13 protein-coding genes and 2 tRNA genes are annotated in these 24,496 nt (G+C 53.4%); 8 read left to right on the top strand and 7 right to left on the bottom strand.

All coding sequences use genetic code 11. From position 1 onward, the window contains the following. Window positions 1-580 precede the first annotated feature (580 nt). The 4 genes from KOR42_RS09890 to KOR42_RS09875 form a co-directional block, all read right to left on the bottom strand. Window positions 581-653: transfer RNA gene (locus tag KOR42_RS09890), tRNA-Ala, on the bottom strand. A 42-nt stretch (window positions 654-695) separates the two neighbouring features. Then, window positions 696-769, bottom strand: a tRNA-Ile gene (locus KOR42_RS09885). Between the two features lie 111 nt (window positions 770-880). After that, window positions 881-2,620, bottom strand: coding sequence for a proline--tRNA ligase (locus KOR42_RS09880; RefSeq protein WP_146509266.1), 1,740 nt, complete (start codon window positions 2,618-2,620; stop codon window positions 881-883). Window positions 2,621-3,063: 443 nt separating this feature from the next. Next, window positions 3,064-4,107, bottom strand: a complete 1,044-nt coding sequence (locus tag KOR42_RS09875) for a site-2 protease family protein (RefSeq protein ID WP_146509264.1) — start codon at window positions 4,105-4,107, stop codon at window positions 3,064-3,066. A gap of 553 nt (window positions 4,108-4,660) precedes the next feature. Here KOR42_RS09875 and KOR42_RS09870 point away from each other — a divergent pair. The 8 genes from KOR42_RS09870 to KOR42_RS09835 all read left to right on the top strand — a co-directional run bounded on the left by KOR42_RS09870 (window position 4,661) and on the right by KOR42_RS09835 (window position 17,364). After that, window positions 4,661-4,903, top strand: coding sequence for a hypothetical protein (locus tag KOR42_RS09870; protein WP_146509262.1), 243 nt, complete (start codon window positions 4,661-4,663; stop codon window positions 4,901-4,903). Window positions 4,904-4,941: 38 nt separating this feature from the next. Continuing rightward, window positions 4,942-6,480 (top strand): ribonuclease Y, encoded by a 1,539-nt coding sequence (rny, locus tag KOR42_RS09865; RefSeq protein ID WP_146509260.1) that lies wholly within the window; start codon window positions 4,942-4,944, stop codon window positions 6,478-6,480. A 468-nt stretch (window positions 6,481-6,948) separates the two neighbouring features. Next, window positions 6,949-7,476, top strand: a complete 528-nt coding sequence (locus tag KOR42_RS09860; protein WP_146509258.1) for a DUF4339 domain-containing protein — start codon at window positions 6,949-6,951, stop codon at window positions 7,474-7,476. A gap of 517 nt (window positions 7,477-7,993) precedes the next feature. Next, window positions 7,994-9,463: a circularly permuted type 2 ATP-grasp protein gene (locus KOR42_RS09855; protein ID WP_146509256.1), complete on the top strand. Its 1,470-nt coding sequence runs from the start codon at window positions 7,994-7,996 to the stop codon at window positions 9,461-9,463. A 50-nt stretch (window positions 9,464-9,513) separates the two neighbouring features. Further along, window positions 9,514-10,500 (top strand): alpha-E domain-containing protein, encoded by a 987-nt coding sequence (locus KOR42_RS09850; protein ID WP_146509254.1) that lies wholly within the window; start codon window positions 9,514-9,516, stop codon window positions 10,498-10,500. Window positions 10,501-10,550: 50 nt separating this feature from the next. After that, complete coding sequence (locus KOR42_RS09845; protein ID WP_146509252.1) at window positions 10,551-13,904, top strand: transglutaminase family protein; 3,354 nt, start codon at window positions 10,551-10,553, stop codon at window positions 13,902-13,904. 62 nt (window positions 13,905-13,966) lie between these two features. Continuing rightward, complete coding sequence (locus KOR42_RS09840; protein ID WP_146509250.1) at window positions 13,967-16,492, top strand: circularly permuted type 2 ATP-grasp protein; 2,526 nt, start codon at window positions 13,967-13,969, stop codon at window positions 16,490-16,492. Next, window positions 16,489-17,364 carry a transglutaminase family protein gene (locus tag KOR42_RS09835; RefSeq protein ID WP_146509248.1) on the top strand — a complete coding sequence of 292 codons (876 nt, stop codon included), beginning with the start codon at window positions 16,489-16,491 and terminating at the stop codon, window positions 17,362-17,364. Before KOR42_RS09840 ends, KOR42_RS09835 begins: the two co-directional genes overlap by 4 nt. A gap of 53 nt (window positions 17,365-17,417) precedes the next feature. Here the strand turns inward: KOR42_RS09835 and dnaE are convergent, their stop codons facing one another. The 3 genes from dnaE to pruA form a co-directional block, all read right to left on the bottom strand. Next, entirely contained in the window at window positions 17,418-20,987 is a 3,570-nt protein-coding gene (dnaE, locus tag KOR42_RS09830) for a DNA polymerase III subunit alpha (RefSeq protein WP_146509246.1), read from the bottom strand. A 362-nt stretch (window positions 20,988-21,349) separates the two neighbouring features. Continuing rightward, on the bottom strand, window positions 21,350-22,339 hold the full coding sequence (locus KOR42_RS09825; RefSeq protein WP_197441025.1) for a hypothetical protein: 990 nt from the start codon (window positions 22,337-22,339) through the stop codon (window positions 21,350-21,352). 349 nt (window positions 22,340-22,688) lie between these two features. Beyond that, the gene (gene pruA, locus KOR42_RS09820; protein ID WP_146509244.1) at window positions 22,689-24,305 is read right to left on the bottom strand and encodes an L-glutamate gamma-semialdehyde dehydrogenase; all 1,617 of its coding nucleotides are present in this window, start codon (window positions 24,303-24,305) and stop codon (window positions 22,689-22,691) included. Window positions 24,306-24,496 lie beyond the last annotated feature (191 nt).

Raw genomic sequence — 24,496 nt, 5'->3', positions numbered from 1 at the left:
ACCAAAGAGGCAAACAGTGATAATCGTCACGTTGACGACACCGTGCACAAAACGTGCAACCTCTAAGAGCTCTTCAAACTTTCGTTGCGTTTGCTGAAAAGTTTTCAGCTTTTTAGCAACGTTTGATGCCACGCGTCTTTCTGCCAAGTTGTCAAAGATCAATCAAACCCTCTCTGGGTTTGTCGCAAGCCGTTTGCTTTCTTGCACTTGCGTGCATTTGAGTCTTGTTGGCTTGCTGTCCGCTTGAGTCGTTTCGCTCAAGGCGGGGAGGCATGTTAGGGGAACGAGAAGTTGTTGTCAAGCGACTGTGAATTCTTTTTTGAAGAATTCTTTTCTCGAATCCCCTCTGAGGTGTTTCGATGTTTCTGTTGCTTGCGAGCAGCAGAGGTACGAAACCCTCAGTCGGCTTGTGTCCACAACTTGATGACATTTGACGTCGGTCAGTTGGATTCAGCCTGAGTCGCGGGACTTTATCGAGCTTTGCCTGGTGTGGCAAGTCTGCGAGTAAAGTGAACTCGCGATTTTGTTTCACATTTGCCAGTGGAGGTTTTGGCCATCCAGTAACTGCCGTGAAACAAAGTGGAGACGATCGGGCTCGAACCGACAACCCCCTGCTTGCAAAGCAGGTGCTCTCCCAATTGAGCTACGTCCCCAGGCGGGATTTGTCGAACGGCTTGCGTTTGAAAAATCCCTAGTGGGCGTGCCAGGATTCGAACCTGGGACCTCAGCTTTATCAGAGCTGCACTCTAACCAACTGAGCTACACGCCCGGTGTCGCCGTCAGGCGAGCAGAGAATGATATCGGTGAAGGTCGGCGGTCGCAACCGAACACGACAGGATTTTAGATAAGTCAGCGATCTGAGCAGTGAGTATCTGCAATGTCACTGGTTCGAGAGCCGATTTTGTTCGGCCTGGATCTTGTTGATTGCGTCATTTGCAGCTTCGGCGAGGGGGATTTTCTCCGCGTCTCCGCCGCGTCTCCATTTGATTTCGGCGATTCCCTCTTTGAGTCCTTTTCCTCCGACAATAATGCGCAGAGGGATCCCAATTAGGTCGGCGTCTTTGAATTTGAAGCCGGGACGGGCATCGCGATCGTCCATGAGGACGTCGATTCCGGCTTGTTGCAGCTCGGAATAGATGGATTCGGCGTGCTTCATCACCTCCGGGTCCGAGACATTCAGGGGGATGAGCTCAACTTCGTACGGTGCGACGGAGACTGGCCAGATGAGGCCATTTTCGTCATGGCATGTTTCAGCGAGTCCGGCGATGATCCGGTTCACTCCGATTCCGTAACAACCCATGATGAGCGGGTGTCTCTGTTCTTTCTCGTCCAGGAATTCGGCTTCGAGGGCTTCGCTGTACTTCGTGCCCAGCTTGAAGACGTGGCCCACTTCAATTCCGTGGACGAATTCGAGCTTCGACTCGCATTTTGGGCAGGGATCGCCTGCTTCTGCGTTGCGAAGGTCAAAAGTCGTGTCGAATGTGAAATCACGTCCAGGGACCACGCCGGTGGTGTGTTTATCTTCGGCGTTCGCTCCCACGACTGCGGTGGACATCAGAGAAACATCATGATCGACCAGAATCGGGATCTTGAGTTCCACTGGTCCGGCGAATCCGACGGGGGCGTTTGTCGAGCGTTCGATGGTCGCGTTATCGGCCATTTCGAGGGTTTGGGCACTCAGGGCCCTGCGGATTTTCCCATCGTTCGCTTCGTGGTCCCCGCGAAGCAGGACAGCGACCGGTTTGTCATCAGCGAGGTAGATGAGTGTTTTGATCATCTCGCTGGGTTGAATCTTCAGGAAATTGGCGACAGCTTCGATGCTTCCTAATCCGGGGGTGTCGACAGTTTCGGGTGGCGGTTGATTTTCGGTTGAGGCGGGGGCTTGGTGGTTGCGGCCGGTGTCGGCTCGTTCAAGGTTCGCTGCGTATCCACATGAATCGCAGCGGACGATTCGGTCTTCTCCATTGTCGGCGGGAATCATGAACTCGTGAGATGCATCGCCTCCGATGGGACCGCTTTCTGCTTCCACGGGGATGAATTCGAGTCCGCAGCGGGAGTAGATGCGGCAGTAGGCATCGTACATTTTCTGATAAGACTCGTTGAGCTGTTCGACGGTTGTCGCGAAGCTGTAGGCGTCTTTCATCAGGAATTCACTTGTGCGAAGGACCCCGAATCTCGGCCGTTCTTCGTTCCGGAATTTCGTTTGAATCTGATAGACGGTCATCGGAAGTTGTCGGTAGCTGCTGATGAGTCGCGACATCAGGTCGGTCACGACTTCTTCGTGGGTTGGTCCGAGTGCCAGGTGAACGTTGTGGTCACGTCTTCGGATTGGAAAATTGATGAGCACGTTTCCGAAGGCGTCTCTGCGGCCGGTTCGTTCGAAGAGTTCGATCGGCTGGAGCGCTGGCATGGAGAGTTCGACAGCTCCGGTGCGGTCCATTTCCTGGCGGACAATTTCGGAAGCTTTTCGAATGGCGCGCGTTCCAAGTGGGAGATATGTGTAGGCGCCAGCCATGAGTTGGCGGATGAGGCCCGCGCGGAGCATCAGCTGGTGGCTGGGAATCTCGGCATCTGCCGGGGTTTCTTTCATGGTTGGGATTAATGTTTGTGACCAGCGCACTCGTCTATCCTCAATTGTCAGTCGCGTTTGTCAGACTGTGTTTCAGAATGATTTCGGGACATATTATTGTGTCGGTGCACTCGCATGGAGGCGGCTGAGGCCGAACTTCCTCTCGCGAGTGTGTGAAAGTTTCGCCGTGAGATGCTTCGGAAGCCTGAAGCTCAGGCTGTTTTTGAAGTCGTGTGAATGACTCGAAAAGTTTGATGCGTTCGGCTTGCGATCACTGGGGGGCATGTTCTCGATTCCGTCAAAGCCTGTCGAGTCTGGAACTGAGAATGGCTGGCGAAAGTCGCGATGAGTCGATCGTCGTTGCCGGTTCAGGTCGTGAGAGACTCTGTTTACTCGTACAACCTGTTGCAAAAGTCGCTGACAGAGAAGCGGTCTGGGGGTGAATCGTCGGAAAGAGTGGCCCGAGCTGTTCGGAATGTCAGCCCGTTGGGGCTTTATTCGCTCGGGGAGCGGTATTTTGAACTCGCTTGCTGCAGGAACTTCTTCTCGGCATCTGTGAGCGAGTTGAACCCGGATAGATTGATTTTCTCGAGAAGAGCGTCCACTCGCTGCGACGTTTCGGCTTGTTGCTGGGCTTCGCGCTCAAGTCGTTTTTCTCGGCGATGGGCTTTCCAGCGTTGAATCGGTCCGGGGCGAGGCGTCGGGTCTTCGTCTTCATCCAGGTAGTTCAAATAGCTCTCGCCTTCGTCTTCGAGTCCGTAGCCCAGCCCAACTTCACCGAATCTCTGGGCAAAGACGGTCGTCATGTGTGCCTGTAAAACGAAGACCATCAAGAGGAATCCGATGAAAACAAGGTCGGTCGAGGCTGTCAGCATTCCGGCGAGGGCCAGAATAATCGTGATGACTGCCCCGAGGTAGAGGGTTCCGAGTCGCGCAACTCCCCGTTCCCAGTGGAGTTTTGCGATGTAGAACGCGATTTGTCCTCCATCGAGGGGATAAATCGGAAGAAGGTTGAGTAGCAGGAGTTTGAAGTTAATCGAGAACGCCAGAACGAAGATTGAGTTCAAGAATACCGCAGGACTGCTCAGCGATAAGTCGACATAGGGAAGCAAAATGGGGTGAAGCGACTCAAGTAGCATTCCGCTTGAGGCAACAGCGGGGGCGCAGATGATGCAAATTGCAGCATTGCTCAAGGGGCCAGCCAGTGTTGTCCAGAATTCGGAGTAGAAAGAGGGTGCGGGTGAAACGAATGCGAGGCCACCCAGCGGCCACATCAGGATTTCGTTACCTTCGCCGCCCGTTGCCCGGGCTCCGAATACGTGGGCAAACTCGTGTGCGAGGATGCTGCAGAAGAGGATCGCGGAAACCGCCAGCCCGAGGGCTCCTCCCAGCCGGAGGCAGAAAATCAGGATCAAACCGACGAACCAGACGCTCATTCGGACGTCAACGCCAAACCATCGTCCGAGCGGAATGCTCAAAATCAGCGGTGATTGACGAATATCCATCTGAAGCGGGTCTCGGTCGGTGAGGAATTGCACAATAATTCCGTAAGAATGTTACCACTCTGCGGGGCTTCGGGCAATTCGCAATCCATCAGGTTGCAGAATTGGTCGGTGTGAGCTTGTCAGTCATCGGGAAGATATCGTGCTTTGATCCTTGTTCATTCGGGTGGCGACTGGTGCCGTAACGGGTGAGATTGCAGACTCTGTTCAATCTGATAACATTTCCGTCGGGTGGGTCGTCATTGTGACGATGTGCCTGAATAAGAAATCAATTCAACCAAGTCCAATGCATCTTCGGGTCTCTTGCCAGAATATTATGGCTGGAATCTCGCGGAAACCACGATCATTTCAAACCGTTTTGAGTCATCCGGTTCGTGTCATTTTTTATTATTGTGTTCTTCTTCACAACTTTTTTATTCGACAGGGATCGTAAGAGCGGGTGCTGTGTCGCCGCTCAACTCGTAATCGATTGAACCGTTTTGGTGTCATCATGCTGGGCGAGTCTTCGGTGTTTACAGTGATATGCTTTCTGCTGGTGTTGCTGCATACAATTTGCAGAACTCTGAAAACCACGGAAAGTTGTCGTCAGATGGCAACTCAGGACAGCTGTCCGTGTCGTCGAGTGGATGGAGTCGACCGATTTGCGTGCGCATTCTCTGAATGGTGGGGCATCCCGCGATTCGGCGATGGCGTATTGTCGGCCGTTGAGATTCGCACCAGCTACGACAGAAAACGTCTGAATTCTCTCGTTCCGCCCACACTTGTCAGTTCTCTCATTGTTCAAGACGGCGCTGAGTGGTGTTTTCGCGATTTGATCCAGTTTCGACGGTAAGTAGCGACTCCGGGGTGCGATTCCAAAAGGATCATGTCGTGCCAATTTTCGAGGTAGGGATCGGGCTCGCGCTCGGTTCTGTCATCGGCTTCTTCTTCGATCGAATTCGTATGGGGAGCGCTTATCGAACTCGCGATGATCTCATTAAAGATGCCGAACGCGAGGCGGAAAACCTTCGAAAAGAGAGCGAGCTCACCGCGAAGGAAGAACTTCTTAAAAGACGTGAAGAAATCGAATCGGAACTCGATCGAGTTCGTGACAAGCTTCGGCAGCAAGAGCGGGAAATCGACAAGCGGGAAACGCGTCTTGATGATCAAGGCGAGAGTCTGAAGAAGCGTGAACGCATGCTTGAGCAGATGCAAAACCGCATTGCAGAGCGGTCGAAGTTCATTGAAAAGCGTGAGCAGGAGCTTGAGAAGATTGTCGAAGAGGAACAGGAAAAGCTCTACACAATCAGTGGGCTCTCGAAAGAAGATGCAACTCAACGGCTCCTCAGTCGGCTTGATAAACAGCTGAAGAGTGAGACGGGAAGCTTAATTCTCAAGCATCAACAGCAACTCAAGCAAGATTCCGAAAAGCTCGCTCGCGAGATCATCGGAATGGCTGTTCAGCGATACGCTTCCGATCACACATCGGAAACGACTGTTTCGACCATCGATATTCCGAGCGATGAAATCAAGGGTCGGATTATCGGGCGTGAGGGACGGAATATTCGCGCGTTTGAGAAAGAAACGGGCGTTGATGTCATTGTTGATGACACTCCTGGCGTCGTTGTCGTCTCCGCATTCGATACCGTTCGGCGGGAGATTGCGAAGAATGCACTGCTGAAACTGATTCAGGATGGTCGAATTCATCCGGCTCGGATCGAAGAAATCGTCTCGGAAACAAAAAGCGAGATGGACGAGCGGATTATCGATCTCGGAACCTGCGCTGCGGAAGAGGCTGGGGTGCCGAATCTTCATCCCAAACTGCTGGCACTGATGGGGCGGCTGCATTTTCGAGTGAGCTACAGCCAGAACGTGTTGCAGCACTCAATCGAAGTCGCATATTTGACGGGAATGATGGCGGAGCAACTCGGGCTGGATGTTGAAGTTGCCCGGCGTTGTGGTTTCTGTCATGACATCGGAAAAGCGGCCGACCACGAAATGGAGGGAGGCCACCCCGCGATTGGTGCAGAATTGCTGAAGCGATACGGCGAAGGTGAAGAGGTTGTCCATGCGGCTGCTGGGCACCATGACGATATTCGTCCGGAATACATTTACACAGTATTGACGGCCGCTGCGGATGCCTGTTCTGCGTCACGACCGGGATCGCGACGCGAAACACTCGAGAAATACATCAAGCGATTGGAAGAGTTGGAAGCGATTGCTTGTGGATTCCCGGGAGTGAACGAAGTCTATGCTGTTCAGGCTGGACGAGAAGTTCGAGTTATTGTCGATCCCAAGCGGATCAATGATCGCGAAGCTGCGAAGATGTCTCGCGACATTGCGAGCACGATTGAGGAAAACATGACCTATCCCGGAGAGGTGAAGGTTGTGGTGATGCGAGAAATCCGCTCAATCGGAATGGCCCGTTAAACTCAATGCGTCTTGTAATGTCGACTCCTTCTAAGAGTCGCTTCTGAATCTCGCCAGCGACACGGTTTTTCCGGTCGGGGCTGAGGTTTCGTCAGGGCTGCGTTTCATTTGCGAAACGCAGCTAGGTAGAGGCTCGGATTGCGGGCCTCTTGTTGCCATTGACACGTGGCATCGGGGGCGTGCCCTGTTTGTTGGCAACGCTTGTTGGTCGATGTTCTCCCGGATTCCCGGCCAACGCGTATTGATATCGTGATGCGTGGATGTTTTCGAAATTGCGCAGAATTTTCGAGAATTCATTCAAAGTTAACATCGCGTCGGTAGTATCGGCGACGAATGGAATAGCAAGAACAGCGGGAGTCTTTGCCTTGGATGTTTGGTCGTCGAACATCATTCTTTTATTGAGTTGAGTTGTCTTGGGTACGCTGGTCCGAGCAACAAATCAGGATGTGATTTCGGGGCTTGGTTGTCATGGCAACGCAATGGTATGTTCGAGTATCTGGCGGTGTTCGGGGACCGATGATGTTCAAGGATGTGGCGTTCTTGATTCACGATCATCAGTTGCCTGAGGACGGGGAAGTTCGTCGGGCTGATCTCGAAGACTGGCAGCCAGCGAATTCGGTTGTGGGGTTAATCCGTACCGCAAGAAATCACCAGGGAACCGAAGAGCGGGTCGCTGTCATGGCTCCCAAGAAAGCTGTTCCCAAAGCTCCGACTAAGCCGAGTTCGAATTCGGGTTTGACTGCAGCTCAGAAACGCGCGGAGCGGATCGAGATCATTCGTCGTACTCAGGAGAGTATGGACGACAGTGAAAATGAGGAGTCGTCTCAGGATCAGCGGACCTTTCTGGAAAATGCAATGGTATGGGGGCCGATTGTTATCTTGGGGTTTGCTGCCGCTTACGCAGCATGGACTGTTCAGACTCACGATCCCTTCAAGGACAAGAACTTCGAAGGTCAATCACGAGTGGTCGATTCAGGGTTCGATCGCATCTCTTGATGCTTTGAGTGCTCAATCTCGCCGTCGCTATCTTGTTCAACCCTGCTGTACCGTTGAACTTCTCCCGGCGGGATGTTTGTCCGATCTCTGATCTTGCCTTTTCCTTCGAATGTGCCGGTCCGTGCGAAGTCGTATTCTGCTGAATCAACAGTTCCTGCCAATCGCAAATGTTCACTTGATGGCTGTTGACTGTCTTGCACGATTCGCACCAGTTGTGGACTGGAGTTCCTGAAAAGGCAATCCGGTAATTATTCGCAACGGGCTGCATCTACTTCGTCCGATGATGATGTGGAGATGTCTTGCGGACAGAGTTGAGGGTGCGGTCTCTTTTTTGTTTTCGGCTCTCCATTGTGAATTGGCACGTCGATCGCATTGTTGATGCGTTCTGAGAAATCTCAGAGGAATTGATCGGAGCAGACAGCGATGTGCTTAGAAATTAGGCGTTGTGCATGTTGCTTCCGCAGCAGATAATGAGCGTCGTCCCATGTGTCGACGCATTTGAAGGGTGAGTCAGGAAATGGCTAAGAGTGTTGACTTTACTGCCTATGATACTGAGTCTTTTTATGACGAGGTTTTCGACAGCGATGGGAAGCCGCGACCGGAGGCGCAGTTACTCGTCGACTCAATCAACCAATTGCCGCCGGGAGATCTATTGCGTCGACAGGAAGCGATCGACCAGGCGATGATGCGAATGGGGATTACCTTCGCCGTCTATGGTGATGATCAGGGCACCGAGAAAATCTGGCCATTCGATATTGTGCCGCGAATTGTCGGTTCAAAGGAGTGGCGAACCGTTGAGCAGGGATTGAAGCAGCGGATTCGCGCGCTCAATCTTTTCATCGACGATATTTATCACGATCAAAAGATTCTGAACGACGGAGTGATTCCACGAGCCCTGATCGAAAATGCCAGTTCGTTTCGAGAGCAGTGTCGCGGGCTGAATCCTCCTCGCGGGGTGTGGGTTCACATCACGGGGACGGATCTGATTCGGCATTCCGATGGGCAGATCTATGTCTTGGAAGACAATCTCCGTTGCCCGTCAGGTGTCTCTTACGTGCTGCAGAACCGGTTGTTGATGAAGCGGAGCTTTCCGCAGATTTTCAAAGCTTGTCGCGTTCGGCCGGTCATCGATTACCCGAGCGGTCTGTTGCAGACGCTTCAGTCTTTAGCGCCGAATACGAATGAACCGACGATCGTTGTGCTGACTCCGGGGGTCTACAACTCGGCTTACTATGAGCACTCCTTCCTGGCTCAGCAGATGGGAGTCGAACTGGTCGAAGGGCGAGACCTTGTCGTCAAGGATGGGTTCGTCTGCATGCGAACGACGGAAGGATTTCAGCGTGTGGATGTCATCTATCGGCGGATTGATGATGACTTCATCGACCCGAAAGTCTTCCGGGAAGATTCAGCGCTGGGAGTTCCGGGCTTAATGGAAGCTTACCGCAATGGCAGGGTGGCTCTGGCAAATGCTCCGGGAACAGGCATCGCCGACGACAAAGTCGTATATGCGTTTGTTCCGGAAATGATCAAGTACTACCTCGGTGAAGAAGCGATTCTCCCGAATGTGCAGACTTACGTCTGCGAAGTTCCCGAGCATCGAGATTACGTACTGAGTCATCTCGACGAACTGGTCGTCAAACCCGCCAATGAATCGGGCGGATATGGAATGATGATCGGGACGCGAGCGAGCACGGAAGAACGAAAGAAGTTCGAAGAACTGATTCGAAAGAACCCTCGGAATTACATCGCGCAGCCTGTCTTGTCGCTGTCACGGGTTCCGACTCTGATCGATGGCGTCTTCGAAGGCCGGCATGTCGATTTGCGTCCTTACATTCTCTACGGAGAGGACGTGAAAGTGCTTCCGGGTGGATTGACTCGTGTTGCTCTTCGAAAAGGGTCGCTCGTCGTGAACTCTTCTCAAGGGGGCGGAAGTAAAGATACGTGGGTTGTTGCCGACTCTGATGAAGAACTGACTGGACTCGATTAAGGTCTCTTGAACTTCAGGGAATCCATAGAAAACACAACAAAGGGTCCAGAATGTTAAGTCGCGTCGCAGAAGCAATTTACTGGATGGCACGTTACGTTGAGCGTGCCGAAAACCTGGCACGGTTCGTCGATGTCACCCTCAATATGACACTCGATCAACCGATCGGAATTCAGCAACAATGGGAACCGCTGGTTCTGGCAACCGGTGACGAGAAGTACTTTCACGAACACTATCCACATGCTTCCGCTGAAACGGTGATGCAGTTTCTCGTCTTCGATCGTGAGTATCCCAACTCCATTCTTTCGTCGCTGCGATTCGCTCGTGAGAATGCTCGATCGGTCCGCGAATCGGTTTCTTCAGAGATGTGGGAACAACTCAACGCTTTCTATCATCGTGTGAAGGATGCGGAATCGAAGTTCGCAACGATTGATTCTCCGTCCGATTTTCTGTGCTCTGTGAAAGAGGGAAGCCACTTATTCAACGGGATTGCAGATGCGACGATGTCGCATGATCTGGGATGGCACTTCGCGAATCTCGGAAGAGTCATCGAACGTGCGGACAAAACGTCCCGCTTGCTGGATGTGAAATACTTTACACTGCTTCCGACGCTCAGTGATGTGGGGACACCAACAGATGATCTTCAGTGGGCGGATGTCTTGCGGTCTGTGAGTGGGTTTCAGAGTTACCGTCGCCGCTATCACGGAATCACCGTCGAGCGGATCATCGAGTTTCTCATTCTTGATCGAACCTTCCCGAGAACAATCAACTACTGTGTTCGCGAGGCCGACGCGTCATTGCACGCGATCTCGGGCACACAGATGGGAACGTCCCGGAATTCCGCTGAGAGGCTTTTCGGCCAACTGAGGGCGGAGTTGGATTACCGGCAGGTGGAGAGTATCCGCGAGATTGGGCTCCATGAATACATTGACTCGCTGCAAGTTCGCTTAAACGAAGCGAGTGCAGCGATTCACGATACTTTCTTCGCGATTCGACCCGTTGAAGAGCCTTGGACTGGACAGTTTCAGTCACAGAGGTAGCACGAACCCGTCGCAGATTTCAAAGACTTACGGACTGCTGAGAGACACCCATGCCGATCCGCGTTGCGCTCCATCACAAAACTCGCTATGACTACGACCGCTCGGTGACTCTGGGTCCCCAGGTTGTCCGGTTGCGTCCTGCACCACATTGTCGAACACCGATTCGAAGCTACTCGCTGTCAATTCTTCCCGAGCCGCATTTCCTGAACTGGCAACAGGACCCCTACGGGAACTTTCTGGCTCGGCTGATCTTCCCAAATGTGACTCGACAATTCGAAGTGAAAGTCGATCTCATCGCGGAAATGACGGTGGTCAATCCGTTCGATTTCTTCATCGACGACTACGCTGAGAATTATCCGTTTCAGTACGATCCGGAACTCGCGAAGCAGCTTCAGCCGTTTCTCGATCCGCCCACGTCCGAGAGTATTTTTCAGGACTACGCCAGGCAGTTCGAAGTCGAAGAGCTGCGAACGATCGACTTTCTGGTCAAGATGAATGCCCAGCTTCAGCACGATGTCGACTACCTGATTCGGATGGAGCCGGGTGTTCAGGCTCCTGCTGAAACGTTGACCAAAGGATCGGGGAGCTGCCGTGATTCGGCGTGGCTGCTCGTTCATCTGCTGCGGAAATTCGGTCTGGCAGCTCGTTTCGTTTCCGGATATCTGATTCAGCTGACAGCTGACGAAAAACCGCTCGAAGGCCCCGAAGGCCCTACTACGGATTTCACCGACTTGCATGCCTGGACTGAAGTCTTCTTGCCGGGGGCTGGGTGGGTTGGTCTCGATCCAACTTCGGGACTCTTCGCCGGAGAAGGGCATATTCCGCTGGCGTGCACTCCGGAACCGCAATCAGCGGCACCGATCTCGGGAGGAGTGGACGAAAGCGAATGTGAGTTTGGATTCGAGATGACAGTCACGCGGATTCATGAGGATCCGCGCGTGACGAAACCGTATTCCGAGGAACAGTGGCAAGCAATCGACGAATTGGGAAGTCTTGTCGACGAACGATTGCAAGCCAATGACGTTCGACTGACGATGGGCGGGGAGCCGACATTCGTTTCTATCGACGATATGGAAAGCCCGGAGTGGAACACCGCTGCTGTCGGAGAAATGAAACAGAAGAAGTCGGTCGAGCTGATTCATCGGCTGCGAGACCGTTTTGCCCCGGGAGGTTTGCTCCATTTCGGTCAGGGAAAATGGTATCCGGGGGAATCGCTTCCTCGATGGGCCTACTCGTGCATGTGGAGAAAAGATGGCGAGCCGATCTGGTCGGAAACAGAATTGCTAGCCAACGTCTGGGAAAAAGGTGAGACGCAGCCCGAAGATGCGGGGGGGTTTCTCGTCGAGTTTGCGGAACGCCTCAAGGTGGATCAAAAGTGGATTCGTCCCGCGTATGAGGACGTCTGGCAAACTGTCGAACTGGAGCAAAAGGTTCCGGTCGATGTCGACCCGCGGAAGTTCGATCTGGATGCTTCCGAAGACCGAAGACGACTGGCGAAGATTCTCGAACGTGGTGTGACGACGCCCGTGGGATATGTTCTTCCGCTTAAAAAAGCGTGGTGGCAGGCGAAGGCGGCGTGGACGTCGGGGCCGTGGCCATTTCGGATGGATCGATTGTTTCTGATTCCGGGGGATTCTCCGATCGGCCTTCGATTGCCTCTCGACTCACTTCCGAAAGGAGTCAAAAAAGTTCTGTATCAGGTCGATCCGTTTGAAGGTCGACCGGTCCTGCCGGGTTATCTCGAATTGAGACGGGCTGCGCAGGCGACCCGCATGGAAAGCCACGATTCCAACATCACCGGTCAACAAAAGACACTTGAACGACTGGAGAAAGTCGCGCAGCTCAACGCGGCCTATGAGGAAGAAGAGGCTCCTCCGCTGGAACCCTCTTCGATCATCAATACAGCTATGTGTGTGGAGTCTCGGGACGGACGGCTTCACGTTTTCCTTCCGCCTGTCTCACGGTTGGAAGACTTTCTCGAACTGATCGCAATCGTCGAAGACACCGCTTTGGCTGTCGGAATGCCGGTCGTTCTGGAAGGGTATTTGCCTCCTCACGATCCGCGACTGGAGATTCTCAAAGTGACTCCCGATCCGGGTGTTATCGAAGTGAATGTTCCTCCGTCAGCCGATTGGGAAGAACTGAAATCCGTCACATTCGGGGTCTACGAAGAGGCACGATTGTCTCGGCTGGGAACAGAGAAGTTTGAGCTCGACGGGAAACATACCGGCACGGGAGGGGGGAATCATGTGGTCCTCGGAGGGAAAACACCGGAAGACAGTCCATTCCTGAGGCGGCCAGATGTTCTGAAGAGTTTGATCGGTTACTGGAACAATCATCCGTCGTTGTCGTACCTGTTTTCCGGGCAGTTTATCGGCCCGACGAGTCAGGCTCCGCGAGTCGATGAAGCACGCCGGGATTCGATCTATGAGATGGAAATTGCGTTTGCTCAGGTTCCGGACCCGATGGATGCCCAGCAGATTCCATCATGGCTGGTCGACAGAATTTTCCGGCATCTTCTTGTCGACTTGACCGGGAATACACACCGGGCAGAGTTTTGCATCGACAAGTTGTTTTCCCCGGATTCAGCAACCGGACGACTGGGGCTTGTCGAATTCCGCGCTCTTGAAATGCCTCCGCATGCGAGGATGAGTCTCGCGCAGCAGCTACTCGTTCGTTCGCTGGTGGCGAAGTTCTGGGAAGAGCCCTACAACGGCCGCTTGATCCGTTGGGGAACGGCGATTCATGATCAGTTCATGCTTCCGCATTGGTTGGAAGATGACTTCTCTGAAGTGATTTCTGATTTGCGTGCCGCCGAGATTCCGATGGAGCGGGAGTGGTTTACGCCGCACATGGAATTCCGATGTCCGATCATTGGAGAGATCGAGCGGGAAGGTGTTCATCTCGAATTGCGGCAGGCTCTGGAGCCGTGGTACGTGCTGGGCGAAGAGCCAGCAGGTGGCGGAACTGCGCGGTATGTCGATTCTTCGGTTGAGCGTCTGCAAGTGAAAGTGAACGGTCTCTGGGATCGCTATTCGGTGACCTGCAACTCCCGAACGCTTCCTCTTTCTCCTACGGGACGCAACGGAGAGTTCGCTGCAGGTGTGCGGTATCGTGCGTGGCAGCCTCCAAGCTGCCTTCATCCGACGATTTCCGTTCACACGCCGCTGATCGTCGATATTGTCGACACCTGGAATAATCGTTCCATCGGAGGATGCCAATATCATATTGAACATCCCGGCGGTTTAAATCAGAGTTCCTACCCGGTGAATTCGCTCGAAGCAGAGAGTCGGCGAGCTTCCAGGTTTTTCGAGTTCGGTCATACTGGCAACAGAATTGATTTCCGTCCGGCAGTCGTCAACAATGAGTATCCGCACACGCTGGACCTCCGGCTGAGCGAATAAAAAAAGACACTGCCTGACCTGGTTCGAGTCCGATCCGGACGAGATCCTCATTCTGGAGTTATATGTCCTCTGTGCTGCCCCAGAAATCGATGTCAGGTACCTATTCCCCTGCGACTGGTGTTTTTGACGAAGCCTTCGATCGACAGGCTCCTCGTCCGCATTGGAAACTATTGTGGAATCGAGTCGACCAGCTTGGGGCCGCTGAGCTTCAGCGAAGAACGATCCAGGCAGAACATCTGCTCAATGAAAACGGGGTGACGTTCGGTGGGATGACGGACTCCTCCGGGAATCCTCGTCCGTGGAAGCTGGACCTCATCCCGATGATTCTGGATGAAAAGACCTGGGCCCACATTGCTGAGGGAATTGAGCAGCGGGCGAAGCTTCAGAACCTCCTGATTCGAGACATTTACGGGGATCTCGAAGCAGTGCAGGCGGGAATTCTGCCCCCTGAAGTGGTGTATGGACACAATGCGTTTATGTTCCCGGCGAATGGGCTGCATACGCGTCAAAATTCGCTCGTTCTCTATTCTGCGGAGCTGGCTCGTTCGGAAAACGGAAAATTCTGGGTGATGGCGGACCGTTCGAATGCTCCAGCGGGGGCCGGGTTCGCACTCGAGAATCGGATTGTCACCAAGCGAATTCTTCCGCAGCTGAGCAACTCCTTCGAAATCCGCAAACTGGCCCCATTCTTCGCCAAGTTGAAGGCCACTTTGAAGGCGTTGAGTCCGAGAAAGATTGATCATCCACGAGTCGCGATCCTCAGCAACGGTCCAACACATCCGTATTATTTCGAAGACGTCTATTTGGCCCGTTATCTCGGGATTGATCTCGTTCAAGGCAGCGATCTTGCGGTTCGGGAAGATCAGGTCTTTCTGAAAACTCTGGCAGGTTTGATCAACGTTGATGTCCTAGTGGTCCGTGGTGACGAAGGTGACATTGATCCCGTGGAGTGCGGAGGTGGGGCACCTCATGGAGTTCCGGGGTTGTTGCAGGCGATCCGATCCGGAACGGTTGCGCTCGCCAATATGCCCGGCAGCGGAATTATCGAGTCTCCCGTTTTCAAATCCGTGCTTCCAAAACTCTGTCAGTTTTACCTGGGAACAACTCTCAAGATTCCGTCGATCGCAACATGGTGGTGCGGGGATGCAAGTTCCCGAGAGTATGTGTTTGACAACATGCGTTCTCTGGTGATCAAGCCAGCTTTTCGTGCCAGTGGCGGCGAAGAAGTGATCGGAGAAAACCTGAGCGTTGACGAGCAGAACCAGCTGCGAAAACGAATTCTCACGCACCCGCACTCTTTTGTTGCACAAGAGCTGATCCGACGGTCGGCCGCTCCGACATTGAGCGGTGAAGGAAAATTGACTTCCGGTCATGTCGCAATGCGTGTCTTCGCTGTCGCGGATGAAGATTCTTACAGCGTGATGCCTGGAGGATTGGTTCGAGTTGCCGACTCAAGCGGACCGATGGAACTGTCGATCGCTGGCGGAGAAACGAGCAAAGATCTGTGGGTGGAGACATCTTCTCCCGAACGCTCGATGACACTGCTCCCCGGCGAACACCGAAACGTGCAGCTGAATCGCACGACCGCCAAGTTTCCGAGTCGGGTTGCCGATGATCTGTTCTGGTTAGGACAGAACCTCGATCGTTCCGATCAACTGTCTCGGATGTGCCGGTCTCTTCTCTCTCGCGTTCACAATTCCGTGGATACGGACAGCGACGCAACGTCCGTTCTCCTCCGAAGCCTCGTTGATGTGGGAGCGATTGAGCCGGGATTTGTTGTCAACGGGTTGGTCGAAACTCTTCCCCGGTTGCACGATTCGCTGCCAGCGATTATCGCCGATAACAATCAATCACGCGGCCTGGGGCAGAGTGTCTCGGAGTTGCTCCGGCTTTGTTCGCTGATTCGGGACTGGATTTCTCCAGAGACCTGGCAACAGCTTCATCGCACTGCCAGCGACTTTCAGGACGCGATTTCAGGAGCGAGTGATCTGGCCGAGTTTGCCGATGAACTCGATGATCTGATTCTCGGACTCGCGTCGGCAATGGGATTGATCGACAACGGAATGATTCGCGGACCAGCTTGGAGATTTCTGGATCTCGGACGTCGGATCGAGCGGTCACGGACAACGGCACAATTTGCTCGAAGCGTTCTCGATTCCGATGCTCGTCATGACCCGGCAACATTGAAGATGGTCATTGAGGTCTGTGATGTTCAGATGACGTATCGGGCGAGATACCTCGATGACGTTCAACAGAACGGCGTGTTTGACTTGTGCATCACCGATCTGACGAATCCGCGATCAATTCTCTCTCAACTGGAATTGATCGCAGGGCATGTGGCTGAACTTCCGGGAAATAAGGTCGATCCGCTTCGGACGGAAGAAACGCGACTGGCGATGTCGGCTGTGCATCAAGTTAAAATGTTGACCTCGGATGATCTGGGAGCGATGGAAACGATTCGTCTTGTGAGCGTTCTTGATATCGTCGATCAGGCGATGCGTGATCTCGCCAGTCTGCTCGAAAGAAAGTATCTGCTCCACTCCGGAGATCTTCGCCAGATTGTCGATCAGGGCGGAGTCCTGTCATGAAATATGCGATTACGCATTCGACGACCTATGCCGGAAAAGAACCCGTTTCCGTGTGTCACAATCAGTCCTGGCTCAAGCCGCGACTTCTTGCTCATCAGACCTGCGAGACGTTTTCTCTGGACATCTCCCCTCCTCCGTCAATTCGCGCAACACGATTTGACGCGTTCGGGAACGAAGTGGAATCGTTCTCGTTTAATCAGGGCTATGAGGTGTTGAAGGTCAATGCGTTGAGCAAGATCGACGTTCAGCCGCGGAGCGATTCCAGCGAAGAAGACGTTCCGTGGGAATCCGTTCGAGACGCTGTCTGCCAAGGCCGTTCGAAAGAGTCGCTTGAGAATTATCTCTTTACGTTCGAGTCTCCACGCATCCGACTGTCGGAAGAATTTCAGACGTATGCGTCTGCTTCGTTCGAACCGGGACGAGGAATCGTGGAAGCGGGAGCAGATCTGACCAAGCGAATCTTTGAAAACTTTGAGTTCGACGATCGAGCGACAACAGTCACGACACCCGTCGAAGAAGTCTTTCGAATCCGCCGCGGGGTCTGTCAGGATTTCGCGCATCTGCAAATCGCGATGCTCCGATCATTGAAGTTGCCAACACGCTATGTGAGTGGCTATCTCAGAACGATCCCCCCTCCGGGAAAGCCACGCCTTGTCGGTGCCGACGCGAGTCACGCGTGGGTCTCTCTCTATTGTGGCCCAAGCCAGGGCTGGGTCGATTACGATCCCACAAACAATCTGCGACCGAATCTCGATCACATCACAGTGGCGTGGGGACGAGATTACAGCGACGTGCCTCCGCTTCGCGGTGTTTTTATCGGGGGCGGATCACACTCGTTGAGTGTTTCCGTCGATGTTGAACCGCTCGGTTGATGAAGGCAGATTGGCGAAAGTCAATTGCTTCTTCAGTTGTTTCTATCGTCAGCTTACTTCGACGGAATCGATTGAAAGCGGAATCCCCCTTCGCCCAAAGTCTTGAGTAATTCTTCCTTCAGGTCGCCACGAGCTGAGACCTGAATTGGTGTCGCGAGAATTGCACGGATTCGGGACGTCGTCGTTGATGCTGTTTCGGTCGCTGTCCCTTGGGAATTGAAGCCGTTTGACTCTTGATCTGTCTCGCGATTGCGTTTCGGATCGTTCGTCTCGACGACGATTGTGACGGGAGTTTTTCCGGGGAATCGTCCCAACAGGTCTTTGACTCGCTGCATGTCGTCCACGGTGTGCAGGCCGCGTTGGAATCGAATGGCAATCTGCTGGGTGAACTCTTTCTCTGCTTCATCAAGAGTGAAGAGCTTGTTGACGATGACATTCGGTTCGCGGCCCCGCAGATCGATCCGTCCTTTCACGACGACAATTTCTTCCTGAACGACCTTGTCACCGATCGCAGCGAAATCGTCCGGCCAGAGGATGCATCGAACGACCCCAGTGGAGTCTTCGAGGTCGAAGTTGACGTACTTGCTGTGCCCGTTTCGCGAGGGGTTTTTCGTTTGGGCTTTCTTGATGGAAGAAATCATTCCGCCCAGAGTGACTTCCTTCTGATCGCCGAGGTCGCGGAGATCTTTGACCATGTTTTGCGTGAACGTGGCGATCTGATCGGCGTATTCGGTGAGAGGATGGGAGGTGAGATAGAATCCCAGCACTTCCTTCTCGCAGGCGAGTTTGTAGCTGTGAGTCCAGTCTTCTGCGACCGGCATTGAGATATCTGTTTCAACGGAGTTGTCATCGCTGGAGGAGTCTCCGCCGAAGAGAGACATTTGTCCTTTGGCGAGATCTCGTTGTTTCGAGATTGCTGCCTGGACAGCCCGGTCGATCGCCAGGCTATGTTGTTCGCGGTTGAATCCGAATTCGTCGAGCGCACCCGCCTTGACGAGTGTTTCCAGTGTGCCTTTTGTCAGGGCTTTGGGGTCACATCGCTCGCAAAGATCGAAGATGTTTTTGAACGGTCCGTTCTCGTTGCGTTCATTGACCATCGAGTGCATGGCCGCTTCGCCAACGCCTTTCACCGCTCCCAGTCCGAAACCAATCTTGCGAGTTGGGGGATCGGTGGAGTCGTCGATGATCACAGTGAACTCAACGTCGCACCGGTTGACATCCGGGGGAAGAATTTCAATTCCCATCCGACGGCAATCGTCGGTGTGTTCTGAAATTCTTTCGCTCGATTCCATTCCACATGACAGCAGGGCTGCCATGAATTCTTCCGGGTAGTGTGCTTTCAGATAGGCTGTCTGATAGGCAATCGCCCCATAAGCGGTTGAGTGTGATTTGTTGAAGCCGTATCCCGCGAACTTTTCGATCAGGTTCCAAATTTCCTGAGCCTGTTCGGCAGCCATGTTCTGCGTTTGGGCTCCTTCGATGAACTGGTCATGGAAGCTGTCGATGATCTCCTGTTTCTTCTTGGAGATCGCTTTAATACACTTGTAGGAACTGGCGAGTTCGATTCCTCCGAGGCGATTCAAAATCCGCATCACCTGTTCCTGGTAGACCATCACGCCATAGGTCTCAGCCAGCACTTCATCGACAATTGGGTGAACGGTCGGAACCGGCTCGCGCCCGTGCTTGACGTTGACGTACGTCATGACCATTCCCCCTTCGAGAGGGCCCGGTCGATAGAGAGCAGAGGTCGCGATGATGTCGGCGAATTTATCCGGCTTCATCTTGGTGAGGAGGTCGCGCATTCCTCCCGATTCCAGCTGGAAGATGCCTTTTGTTTCTCCTCGTTGCAGGAGAGCAAATGTTTCCTGATCGTCGAGCGGAAGATCTTTGGGGACGATGTGAATGCCGCGGTGCTTGGCGACGTTCTTGACGGCTTTGTCGAGGATGGACAAGTTTCGCAGCCCGAGGAAGTCCATCTTCAGCAGCCCGGCCGTTTCGACATCCGTCCACTGTGTGAGGACATCATCCTTGCCGGTAATTTTCTGGAGTGGAACGTAGTTCTCAAGCGGTTTGTCGGCGATCACCACACCCGCAGCATGGGTTCCCGCCGACTTTGCCAGACCTTCCATCGCCATGGCAAAATCGAGGAGTTCTTTAATCTGCGAGTCGGTGTCGTAGGCCTGTTGAAGCTCAGCGCTTTCCTTGAGCGCGTCTTTCAACTTGATGTTGAGCGTGTCGGGCACCATCTTCGCGATTTCGTCGGCCCGCTTCAGCGGAACGGAAAGCGCTCGCGCAACATCCCGAATGGCCGCTTTCGCTTTGAGGGTTCCGAACGTTCCGATCTGAGCAACGTTCTCGCTGCCGTATTTGTCTTTCACAAACTGAATGACCAGTTCCCGTCGATCCCGGCAGAAGTCGATATCAATATCTGGAGCTTCGGAACGACTCGGGTCCAGAAATCGTTCGAAGAGCAAGTCGTACTTGATTGGGCAGACGTCCGAGAGACCGAGTAGATAGGCAACAATTGCCCCACATGCTGAACCTCGAGCGGTGCATGGGATGCCGTTGTCGATCGCGAATTGAGCAAAGTCCCAGACGATTAGGAAGTAGCTGGAGTAGCCCATCCGTTCAATCACGCCAAGTTCGAAGTCGAGGCGTTCTTGATAAACCGGATCGGGGTTCTCTCCGTACCGTTCAACGAGCGCTTTCTCGCAGACTTCCCGCAGGTACACGACGTCTGTTTTGTTTTCTGGAGGATGGAAAACCGGAAAGTGACGCGTGGTCAGGTCGAGATCGATATCGACACGATCGGCGATTTCCTGAGAACGGGCGACAGCTTCTTCCTGTCGGGAGAAGGCTTCGTACATTTGTTCGGGAGACCGAATGAACAGTTGGTCTGTTCCGATCTTCATCCGGTTTTCGTCGCTTCGATACGATTTAGTGTTCACGCACAGCAAGACGTCGTGCATGTCTGCGTCATCGGAGCAGAGGTAGTGCGCGTCGTTCGTCGCAACGAGGGGAAGCCCCATCCGATTGGCAAGGTCGGTCGTTGCTTCCGCGCAGGAAGTCTGAATCTCGACTCCACCGTCCTGGATTTCCATATAGAAGCGATCGCCGAAGACATCGGTGTACCAACTTGTCAGCGATTCCGCTTTTTCCTTCTCGCCTGCCAGAAGAAGGCGAGACAATTCGCCAGACGCGCACCCGGAGAGGCAGATGATTCCTTCGTTGAATTCTTCCAGCAATTCCTTGTCGATACGCGGCTTGTAGTAGAAACCTTCGAGGTAAGCTCGCGAGGACATTTTGACGAGGTTCTTAAACCCTTGCGCATTCATTGCCAGAAGCGTCAGGTGAAAACTCGCTTCCTTCATGCGCGACGCACTTCGGTCGGTGCGATGACCGGGCGCGATGTATGCTTCGTATCCCAGAATCGGATTGACGTCGTTCTTCTTGCACGTCTGGTAGAACTCGAGCGAGCCGTAAAGGTTGCCGTGATCGGTGATCGCGCAGGAATTCATTCCCAGGTCTTTGACCTTGTTCACCAGATCGGGAATTCGGTTGGCCCCATCAAGCAGCGAGTAATGAGTGTGACAGTGGAGATGAGCGAACGGACGAGAACTCATTATTTTACCGATACCGTTGGGGAAATTTGATCGGAGCAGGCGATCGAGAAGTCAGCCGGAGACTCCTCAGCTGATATGTATCGGAGATTGTACCAACAACCTACGCAGTCGTGCGACCGTTCCTCTGCCACAACTCCACATTCCTTCTCCTCGGGCTCAACTTCTCTTCGAGAACTTCGAACGAACCGAAATGCGCAACAAAAAACACCGCTCTCGAAGATTTCGAAAGCGGTGTTGAGATGATTGTCGAACTCAGCTCGCTTGGAACATTTTTCGAATTGATCTGCATCCTTCTCGCACGAGCAAACAGAGCCGTTGAGCTTGTAGGATCGCTCAAGCGAGTGCACTGGAGAGCAGCTTGCTTAGCGGCGAGCTTCCTGAATTCGCTGACCGGTGTAGTAGTACACTTTCGGGTCATCGATAATCCAGGGAGTTGACCACGTCTTGCCGTCGTCGGCTGAGCAGACGTTGAAGAAGATCGTGTTGAAGTGCGTTCCTGGAATGGTGTACGGATACTGCGAGGTGATGAAATCTCGTGGTGTCAGATCGTCAACTCCCGGGCTGGCGTAGTAGTGACATCGAGCGTCAGGAGTGACACTCATTCCGAATGTCCACCAACCGGTTTCTTTGATGATTGGTCCGTCGACTTCGTGTCCCAACTGATTGGCTCGAATCAGGATCTTTGCGTACGGCTCGCCGGTCTTGTTGTTCGGGTCCGAAGCTGGCACGTGGTAGATGAAGAAGCCGGGGTAATACGGTTCCATTTTGGTCTGCTTTTCTCTTCGCAGACGGCGGAAGAGGCGACGTCCAAATCCGAGAGATTCGACTTCCTCTTCAACAGGTCCCTGCATTCCGGAACGAATTCCGAAGGTCACGCCGGAGCGTTGTTCCCACTGATCCCAACTTGGAAGATAAACACGAACTGTGTAGTTGGGAGAGTACGAGAGTGTCATCGGCTTTGCAGCCAGAATGAAATCGTCCTGAGCCTGTTTGAATCCGGGGCGTCCTGGAACTCCAGTGTCTCGGCTTCTGAGATACAAGGCCCCTTTGCTGCCCTCGAGACCACCTGCGGGAGTTTCGACCCGTTTGACAACGTCGGGCATTCCCCGCTTCGGGCTTTCCATCCACATGTTGTTGCTGGATCGTCCGAGAGGATAGCGAACGTTTTCGTCTTCCTCTTTACTGCTCTTGGGCCAGTTCATATCGAACGAAAAGGATTCGTCCTCGAAGTCATCAGTGTTGATGAGGGTGCCTGTTCCAGGAACAACCTGTGCGGTAACGACTGCAGGTGGCAACAAAACCGGCGTTGTGAGGAGCAGGACTCTGAGTAGCAAAGGGGATCTGACAATCATCACAGGGTTTCCATCCTGGAGGCCAATATTCACGGTCGTGTGAATGAATGTGAGGGCTTCAACAGATTTGAGTCTTTCGACGCCAATTGAGGTTATGCGCTTGCCGAGCGGCGAATCGTGTGGTGTGGAATGGGCGTGACTCTCTTTTCGTATCGGATCTTCCTTTTGGGGAGAACAATCATTCGCATGGAAGACTGATCAGACCGTTCGGGAGGGTTTTTGCGTTTGGGTAAAATTTGAGGATTGGAGAGGCTGTGAGGAAGGTGTTCCGGAGAGTGCGTTCGCGCTGTGCGCGCGCAGCTTCTCTGGTCAGGCTGCCTGATGAATCAACGAATGCGGATGAGAGGGGTTAGTCTTCTTCCGGTGGCGGCGCAAATCCTCGGCGCATCGTGTTTTCCGTCACAGAGATCGGAAGCATGAACTGCTGCAGATAATCGGGTCCGCCAGCTTTCGTTCCGATGCCTGACATTCGAAATCCTCCGAATGGGTGTCGCTGGACGATCGCTCCGGTGATTCCCCGGTTGAGATAGAGGTTTCCGACGAGAAACTCGTTGCGGGCCCGTTCCAGATTTTTCGGGCTTCGGCTGTAGATTCCGCCGGTCAACGCATAGTCCGATTCATTGGCGATCTGCAATGCCTGATCGAGATCTTTGGCTTTCTGAATCGCAAGGACCGGGCCGAAGATTTCGGCATCGAGGATGCGGGAATGTTCTTCCTGAACTTCGAATAGGTGCGGACCGATGAAGTATCCGTTCGGCAATTCTTCGCTCAAGTCGACGTTGACAATCGCTGCGCACTCTTCGTGTCCGATTTCAATGAAATCCTGAATTCGATCGTAAGCTTCCTGGCTGATGACCGGACCGAAATCGGCTCCGGGGTCGGTTGCTGGTCCGACTTTCAGGCTTTCGATCGCTCCGGTTAAGCGTTCGAGGAATGTGTCGTACACGTTTTTGAGGACGATCACTCGGGAGCACGCGGAACATTTTTGCCCGGCGAAACCGAACGTTGACGAAACAACTCCGTGAACGGCGTCGTCGAGGTCAGCATCGTCATCGATGATAATGGCGTTCTTGCCGCCCATTTCCGCGATGACTTTTTTGACTCCATTTTGCTGTGATTCAGGATTCGCAGCCTGACGGTTGATCTCGAGTCCCACTTCGCGAGAACCGGTGAAAGCGATGATGTCGACGTCCGGGCTGCCAACGAGGGTTGGCCCGATTTCTTCTCCGATTCCGGGGAGGTAGTTCAGCACTCCAGTCGGAAGACCAGCATCTCGGGCGATCTCCATCAGCTTGAAGGCGATAATCGATGACTCTTCGGCAGGTTTCATGACCACGGTGTTTCCGGTGACCAGAGCAGCTGTCACCATTCCCGTTAGTATCGCGAGTGGGAAGTTCCATGGGGAAATAACCACAGCCACGCCTCGCGGCCGGTAGAAGAGTGCGTTTTCTTCACTTGGGTAATCGCATCGGAGTTCCGCATCGAGATCGCGCATGGCGAGCGCGTAGTAGCGGCAAAAATCAATTGCTTCAGAAACTTCTGCGTCTGCCTCGACCCATGGCTTTCCGGTTTCGTAGACCATCCATGCGATGAGTTCAAAGCGGCGTGATCGCATTTCGGCGGCGATCAAGTCGAGGTATTCAGCACGGTGATCGACAGGCACTTTCTTCCACTGTGTCGAGGCACGCAGACAAGCGGCGATTGCCTGTTCTGCCTGCTCGGGGCTGGCCGCAGCGACGGCTCCGAGTTTCAGTTCTTTGTCGAAAGGGCATCGTGAAACAATGTGAGCCCGTCCGTCCTGGGCTTTGCCGTCGATATTGAGCGGATAGTCCTGACCGAACAGTTCTTCAACATCTTTGAGCGCCTGCTTTATGTCGTCGCGGTATTTTTTGCGACTGAAATCTGTGTTCGGCTCGTTCTGAAACTTGGTCACATTGAGCGTTTTGCGATAATCTTCCAGTGACATTTCCGACTCCAAATTTCTTTACCGCTCACACGGCAGAAGGTGAACGTTTTCTTCGCGCAATTCTGTCAAGCGCTTCAGGATCTTGACGATGTCACTTCCCGTCAAGGACGTAAGTCGCGACGATGGGGAAAGTTTTCAGAACTCGGTCTACTTTCAGAGTTCGGCCGCCCCAGGAATCCTTTGGCATCAGA

Source organism: Thalassoglobus neptunius (genome assembly GCF_007859735.1).
GTDB lineage: Bacteria > Planctomycetota > Planctomycetia > Planctomycetales > Planctomycetaceae > Thalassoglobus > Thalassoglobus neptunius.
The sequence above is the reverse complement of the archived record's forward strand: the minus strand, read 5'-3'. Positions and strand labels throughout refer to the sequence as shown.